Here is a 7,893-nt window from a genome sequence, read left to right on the forward strand (position 1 = left end):
AGTCGAGCCGCCGACACCGACGCCACCAGTACCGACACCGACACCAGTTATAGTCGAGCCGCCGACACCGACGCCACCAGTACCGACACCGACACCAGTTATAGTCGAGCCGCCGACACCGACGCCACAAGTACCGACACCGACACCAGTTATAGTCGAGCCGCCGACGCCGCCGACACCGACACCCCCTGCTATCATCAACACACAGAATAATTGGTGTGGCTTAGAAGCTGGATTGAACAAACTTGAAAACATCCTTGACGACCAGCTAAACACAATTAAACTACCCATAGTTGGTTCCCTGAAGAACATTGCCCCCAATTTTATTGACAGCTTCAAAAATAAGCTAGTCGATGCGGTTAAAAATGGGGTAAATCAAACTACAGATCAGTTAGAAACTACTCTGGGCAATGTACTTGGATCTGATTTCAACGTCAAAGTCGATCGCAATTCTACTCAAGAGGAAAGCACTTTACTAATTACTCTGGGTAAAGCATATCAAAGCGATGCTAATTTAGCCCAAAATTTAGGGATGCCTGGATTAGGTTTGACTACGGATGGGAAAGCTAAATCCACAGCAAATTTTGATTTGGCGATCGCTGTGGGTGTTCATAAAGATTTTGGTTGCTTCATAGATACCAACAAAACCAAGCTTACAGCTAATTTTGACGCCGGAATAGATGACAACTCTAAGGGGCAAGCTAATTTAGGCGTTTTACAACTTGACCTGAATAATAATCCTCAAAAACCCACTAAAGCTGAGGCTAAATTAGCCGTCAATTTGAAGGATTTGGATAATTTGGGAGGTGCGAATGATGGATCTCGCTTAACTCTCTCAGAACTTGGTGGTAACTATCAGTTAGCAGATTTGTTCAATGCTACCTTAACTGCTAACGCTAATCTCGGTCTCCAAGCTAAAACTAGCATTAACAGCAATCCTGCTTTTCCTTCCTTAAGTTTTGACCTGGGCGCTAATTGGCAGGCTATTAATTATACCAACGGTCAATTAACTGCACCGCCAAATCCAACAATTAACATCGATAACGCCTCTTTTAACTGGGGGCAAACATTACAAGGGTTGGAAACAAGCTTGACTCAGCTTCAAGACAGTATCAATCAAAATTTACTGGAAGTAAAACTGCCAATTTTAGGGAAATTAAAAGATGTAATTCCCGGAGATTCTAGTGCTTTGACTTTCCTGAATACAGTCAAGGAGAGTACAATAAATGAGTTGAAGTTAGTTAGCGATCGCGCTCTCACTTCAACCCTCACTTCTCTTGTCCAAGACTCGCTAGATGGCACTTTCAATTCCGAAGCACTAGGTGCAAAATTAACTTCTCAATTTAGCCATAATTTTTCTCAAGAGGTTGCCAGGAATCTGCAAGAAGCCTTAAAAAAATATTTCCCTTCCAAAAAACTCTTTGGCTTTTTAGATTTACCTAGTTTGAGGGTAATTGGCCAAGGTACTCCAGATGACATTAATCTGCAAATTTCCCTAGACAAAAACTATGAATTCCCAGATGTTAACCTTTCTGGAGACTTAGGACTTCCAGCATTAGGTTTGGACGTAAATGGCAAAGCACAATCCAAATTTGATGGCAATTTATCCTTGGGATTTGGCATCAATAAAGATTTGGGATTCTATGTTGACACCAACAAAACCAAACTGGACGCAAATGTAGAAGCTGGTCTAGATAATAATTTCAATGCCAAAGGTCAATTAGGATTTTTCCAAGTTGACCTTACCAACGATAACGACAGTCCTACCAAAGCCGAAGCAAAATTTGCTGTCAACTTAAAAGATTTAGATAATTTGGGAGGTGCTGATGACGGCGATCGCCTAACCTTCCCAGAACTGACTAGCAACTATCAGTTGTCAGACTTATTGAATCCTACCTTAAATAGTAGTGCTAATCTCGGTCTGCAAGCTAAAACTAGCGTTAACGGCAATCCAGCTATCCCTTCCTTTGACTTTGACCTTGGAGTTAATTGGCCGATCGTCAATTACGCTAACGGTGAATTAACCGGGCCGCAACAGCCGACAGTTGCATTTAACAATATGCAGCTAGATTTGGGAAGCTTTATCACGGGTTTTGCTAAACCTGTCATCACCAAAGTCAAGGATATTGTGAAGCCGGCCCTTCCTATAATCGACGCACTCGATAGCGATATTAAACTGCTGTCAGAATTCAAACCTATCAGGAAGTTATTCGACAAAGACCGTGATGGCAAGGTGACACTGATCGAAGCGGGTGCCACTCTCACTGGTACAACGATCGACGATCGATTTCTAGATGCTCTTAAGGACATCGGCAAAGCAAGTGATTTGCTCAATAGTTTGTCATCTCAAGAGGAGAACGTTGCTATAGATTTAGGTGACTACGCGATCGATTTTGATGCCACAGATCCCAAGGCTGATACCAAAACCGCTAAGATAACTAAAACCAAAACCGCGACATCTCCCACTGACCAAGCTAAATCGAAATCAAATGTCAAGACTGATGAGTTGCTGACGCTCTTTCAAAACATGGATGGGCTGAGTTTTCCGATCTTGACCGAGCCTGAAGTTGCCATCGACTTGCTGATGGGTAAACCTGATGTCAACCTGTTTACCTATCAAGTGCCGAAGCTAGACTTTAAATTCAACATCGGTGAAACGTTTCCTATCTACTCAATTCCCAAAGTAAATATAGGTGTCAACGGCAAGTTAGAGGGAAATTTTGAAGCTAAAGCTAACTTTGGTTTCGGCTTTGATACCTATGGACTTTCTCAATGGAAACAATCTGGTTTTAAGCCCTCAGATGCCTACAAAGTTCTTGATGGTTTTTATGTGAGCGATCGCAAAAAAGCGAATGGTACAGGGTCGGATGTTAATGAACTCAAGCTTAACGCTAGTATTAAGGCTAGCGGCGGAGTTGATGTTTATGCAGCAAGAGCTTATCTCACAGGCGGAATTGAGGCGAATGCTAAGTTAGACTTGCTCGATGTGGGCGAAGGGGTTGTTCCCTCAGATAAGATAGAGTCTGTACGGCAGTTGCTGCGCGACGCATTAGTTAAGCTTAACTTAGATTCATCGATTGCCAACAACTTCAATCCCAACGCTGAGAATTTAGAAGCTGAAATTGGGAAGATTCTGGACTCAAGCAAAAATGGTTTTGTGCAAAAAATTCTTGCCCAAGAATTCCTCGCGAGCTTCGCTAAACAGGCAATTAAGCAATTTGGAGGAACAGGTGATGGCAAGATTCGTGCCTCAGAAATTACTTCCCGCATCAGCAAACCCCTGAGCCTGTTTGAAGTCAATGGCGATCTGAAAGCTGCCTTAGATTTTAAGGCTCAGTACAAAGAATATTTGCTCGCTGGGGACTGGAAGACACCTTACGAGGTACGCCTGGGTGAAAAGAAATTGGCTGACTTCCGATTGGGAACTGGTTGGACGCGCAAAAGTCGTGCCATTGACGGTTACATCACTGGCGGAAAAGTCTTCTTCGATGCCAACTTCAATGGCCTGCAAGATGATAACGAGCCCTTCGCCTTTACCAACCCTAATGGCAGCTTCGACCTCACAGTAGAACTAGAAAAGTTCGACAACAATCAAGATGGCGATATCGACTATACCGAAGGCAAAATTGTCTTGGCTGGCGGGATAGATATCTCCACCTATTTGCCCCTAGACACACAATTGTCTTCTACTCCAGAGTCGGAGGTGGTGACACCTTTAACTACCGTCATTGCTGAGTTAGCCCAGCAAGGCACTAACCCTAAAACTGCTGAAATTCAAGTAAAATCTGCACTGGGGTTGCCGCCAGCAATTGACTTGACTAGCTACGATCCGCTAGAAGCAATTACTCAAAACGATCCGAATGGTTTGGCGGTTTATGCAGCCCACGCTCAGGTACAAAATACCATTGTTTTAGTCACAGATTTAATTAGCGGTGCTTCCAATACTGCTAAAAATGAGATTGCCTCTAGCGTCATTTCTGCGATTGCCGATCGAATTAAATCTGGCACTCTCGACTTAAGCAATTCCACACAATTGCAAGCGATTATTGAGTCGGCAACGAGTCAACTGCAAGTACCGCAAGTATTCAGTATTTCCTCGGATGCTGCCCAAATTATTGCAGAGGGAAATCAGCGAATTGGTGCGATCGCATCCAGCAATTCCTCGCCCTCAGATGCCGCGACAGAAATCGCCCGCATCCAAAAAGTCGCACAAGGAGAAGTAGCTCAAGATTTACTGCAAGTCGCAGCCGGAAATAAGACGATTCAGTCGGTGATTTCCGAAAATACTGGTGCATCTCTAAATACCAAAATCCAGTCGGCGACAGCTAACAACCCAACAGTCCGCAATACTTTAGATACTGATGACTCTAGTACACCGTCTACACCCAATGAACCATTCCCAGAAAGCGGTATTGAATTCGTTAAAGATGGGGAAAATACTACCGAAAGCACAGATGGCGATGATACCCTCATGGGCAGCGCTAGCGACGATGTATTGCGCGGTAAAAAAGGAAATGACTTGCTGTTTAGCCTTGATGGCAACGATTGGATGAATGGCAATCAAGGCAACGACTTGACAGATGGTGGAATTGGTGACGATACGCTTTACGGCGGAAAGGGTTTTGATACTTTGACTGGTGGTGCGGCTAGTGACTTCCTTTCTGGCAATCGAGGTGAAGATATCCTAATTGGTGAAAAAGCCGACGATACCCTCTACGGCGGTCAAGGCAATGATATTCTGCTAGGAGGTCAGGGTAACGATTTCCTGAGTGGTGATTTGGGCGATGATACCTTAGTAGGGGATGTAGGGAGCGATCGCTTCTTATTATCTACCAATTCTGGTATTGATACTGTTGCTGACTTTGAAGTCGGTCAAGACTTGTTAGTATTGGGTAACGGGTTGACTTTCTCGCAATTGGCAATTGCCGAAGATAGCGGTTCAACTTTAATCCGGTTTGCACAAACAGGGGAGATTTTAGCTTCTCTGGCAGGAGTTTCTGCTAGCAGTATTAGTGCCGTTAATTTCGCATTGATTTGAGAAAGATGTGGGTTTAAGCACTTATTATATCCGAGTTTGAAGTAAGTCCGCGCGTGCGAAGCTATCCCGTAGGGAATCGCCCGTAAAGATGGTAACGAATAAGTTTTAGGGGCGGGTTTACGAAATAATTGCCTAATACCAATTATCTCCTAAACCCGCCCCCACCCTTGCGCGAAAGTCCGCTAGGGCTTGAAACGAATGGCCCAACCGCATGGCAGATATCTATCAAAAATCCCGCTCTTAATATTTCAGTATAATGACACTTGCTATTGAAATGTTTTTGTGTTGTATCATCCACCTCGCGCTGGCTAATCCGTAATATTACTTAATAAAATCCCCCAACTTTATCAAAACTTTAAATAAAAAGGTGTTTATAAAGAAAACTTTATAGATATTCTCTAAAAAAACAGTTATGGTTACTACAACCTTCAGAAAGTGTTTCGGACGCAAGTCGCGAAACAGGGAAACTATTGTCTTTTTTTAGCTATTAGTAGGTGCATTATGCCAATTTTAAATAATCAAGTTTCACCAAGTGCGATCGCCTTTATCGACACTCAAGTAGAAAATTATCAAAGTTTAGTCGCTGGGGTAAAACCGGGTACGGAAGTAGTCGTTTTGGATGGGAACCGGGATGCGATCGACCAAATTACTCAAATTTTAGCTCTTCGGACAAATATTGACAGCATTCACATTGTTTCTCACGGTGCTCCCGGCAGCTTGCAACTCGGCGACGTTCGCTTTAGTTTAGATAATCTGGAAGCTTATTCCGAGAAATTGCAGCAGTGGCGGAGTGCTTTAACTCTGGGTGCGGACATTCTGATTTACGGTTGTAATGTCGCATCAGCACCTCGCGCTTCTGGGAAAGTCTGCCAGGGAATGAATTCCCAGGCTCAAAGTTCAAGTCGGTTGAAACCGACTGAAAACAAGCCGGCTATTCAGTCCTCTTCAGAGGACTTTCGCTATGAGACGGGGGTTGAAACGAACGGCGGATCGGATGAATACGCCATAGATAATGAATACGCCATAGATAATGAACAGGCGAGAGATATAGACGGTTTCGCCTTCATCCAACGAATTGCCCAACTCACAAATACAAACGTTGCGGCTTCCCAAAACCTCACCGGAAGTGTAACAAAAGGCGGGGACTGGGAACTGGAAGTCAGAACCGGGAAAATAGAAACACCGCTGGTATTTGAAGCCGAAGTGTTAGCGGGTTACGAGTATGTTTTGAATAGTTTTGGTGCTGCGAGTAATTTTCCCATAACCTATAGTCTCCGTAAAGTTGCGACTGCGGACTTTAACAAAGACGGCAATCTTGACCTAGCCTTTGCAACCACTGGAGAGGCTCGCAACGTCTCGATCGCACTGGGAGATGGCACTGGCCTATTTGGCGCTGCCACTAATCTTAACACCAGCCCGCCGAGCGCTCTCAATACCTGGTCTGTCGCTGTAGACGACTTTAACAAAGACGGTAATTCTGACCTGGTTACCGCTAATAATGCGACTAACAACGTTTCTCTCCTGTTGGGGAATGGCGATGGCACTTTTGGTACTGCCACCTACTTTGGGGTGGGGTCAAGTCCGTATACCGTCGCTGTGGGAGACTTCAACGGGGACGACAATTCTGACTTAGCTACAGCCAATCAATACTCTAACGACATCTCCATCTTGCCTGGTAATGGTAATGGTACTTTTGGCGCCGCTACTACTTTGAGCGTGGGGTCAAATCCTTATTTTGTGCTTGTCGGCGACTTTAACAAAGATGGCAAGTCAGACTTTGCGACAGCGAACTATGGTGATAGCAGCGTATCCATCCTGTTGCAGAATGCTGATGGTACTTTCGCCCCCGCCACTAACTTTACCGTTGGAAATAGCCCTAATTACATTGCTTTAGGAGACTTTAACGGAGACAATAATGCTGACTTAGCAACGAGTAACGAAGGTGGCTCAAACAACGTATCAATACTGTTAGGAGATGGCACGGGAAACTTTAGTGCAGCTACCAACTTTGGCGTTGCAACACAACCGCTTGCTATTGCTAGTGGCGACTTCAATGCCGATGGAAAAGTCGATTTAGCTACAGCCAACAATGGATCGGGCGATGTCTCCGTCTTGTTTGGAAGTGGCAATGGCAGCTTTGGGACTGCCACTAATTTTGTTGTGGGAGCCAATCCCCAAGGTATTGTTGTAGGCGATTTTAACAAAGATGGTTTATCCGATTTAGCTACGGCGAACTTTGGTGGTCAAAACACCTCGATTCTGCTGAATACATCCCCGGCGGTAAATTTCGCTGCTGCAACTTACAGTGGCACTGAAGGAACTGCGGATACAGTAGTCAATATTCCCGTTACTATCAGCGCTACTCCTGACGCTGACGTGACAGTACCAATTGTCATCGACCCCAGTAGCACAGCCACCGAAAATTCAGACTACACCTTTTCGCCTACCTCGATTATTTTCCCCGCCGGTGCAACAGGTGACGCACTCACCCAGAATGTTGCATTTACTATCAAACCCGACAACATAGTTGAAAACGCCGAAACCGCAATCTTCAACTTTGGCACAATCACTGGTGGCGTTGCCGGTACAACCAAACAAACCACACTAACTATTGCTGCTAACGGTCAGCCTTCAACCCTGAGTCCGTACCAAATAGACCTCAAAACAGGCACAATTACTGGTGGGCCAAACCAGTTTATTTCTCTAGTAAATACCCCGACAGACTCAAACGCAGACAGTTGGTTAGAAGCCGTAGCCAAAATCAATTTTGACGGCAAAATCAAAAAAGCGAAATTCATCGTTGAATACGACAAAACTCCGTCAGGATGGACGGTAAATCTCGGCGACTCAGCGTC

The 7,893-nt window shown here is 44.7% G+C and carries 3 protein-coding genes; 2 read left to right on the forward strand and 1 reads right to left on the reverse strand.

Annotation, left to right across the window (positions count from 1 at the left end):
* A partial coding sequence (locus QUB10_RS00420) for a hypothetical protein (protein WP_333198481.1) occupies window positions 1-204 on the reverse strand: 204 nt, incomplete at its 3' end.
* A 31-nt stretch (window positions 205-235) separates the two neighbouring features.
* On the opposite strand from QUB10_RS00420, the gene QUB10_RS00425 reads away from it, so the two are divergent.
* Both QUB10_RS00425 and QUB10_RS00430 read left to right on the forward strand, forming a co-directional pair.
* Window positions 236-5,038, forward strand: a complete 4,803-nt coding sequence (locus QUB10_RS00425) for a calcium-binding protein (RefSeq protein WP_333198483.1) — start codon at window positions 236-238, stop codon at window positions 5,036-5,038.
* Between the two features lie 501 nt (window positions 5,039-5,539).
* Window positions 5,540-7,893, forward strand: a 2,354-nt coding sequence (locus QUB10_RS00430; RefSeq protein ID WP_333198486.1) for a DUF4347 domain-containing protein, incomplete at its 3' end; no start/stop codon positions are given.

Source organism: Microcoleus sp. B5-D4, from assembly GCF_036705145.1.
In the GTDB taxonomy this organism is placed as follows: domain Bacteria; phylum Cyanobacteriota; class Cyanobacteriia; order Cyanobacteriales; family Microcoleaceae; genus Microcoleus.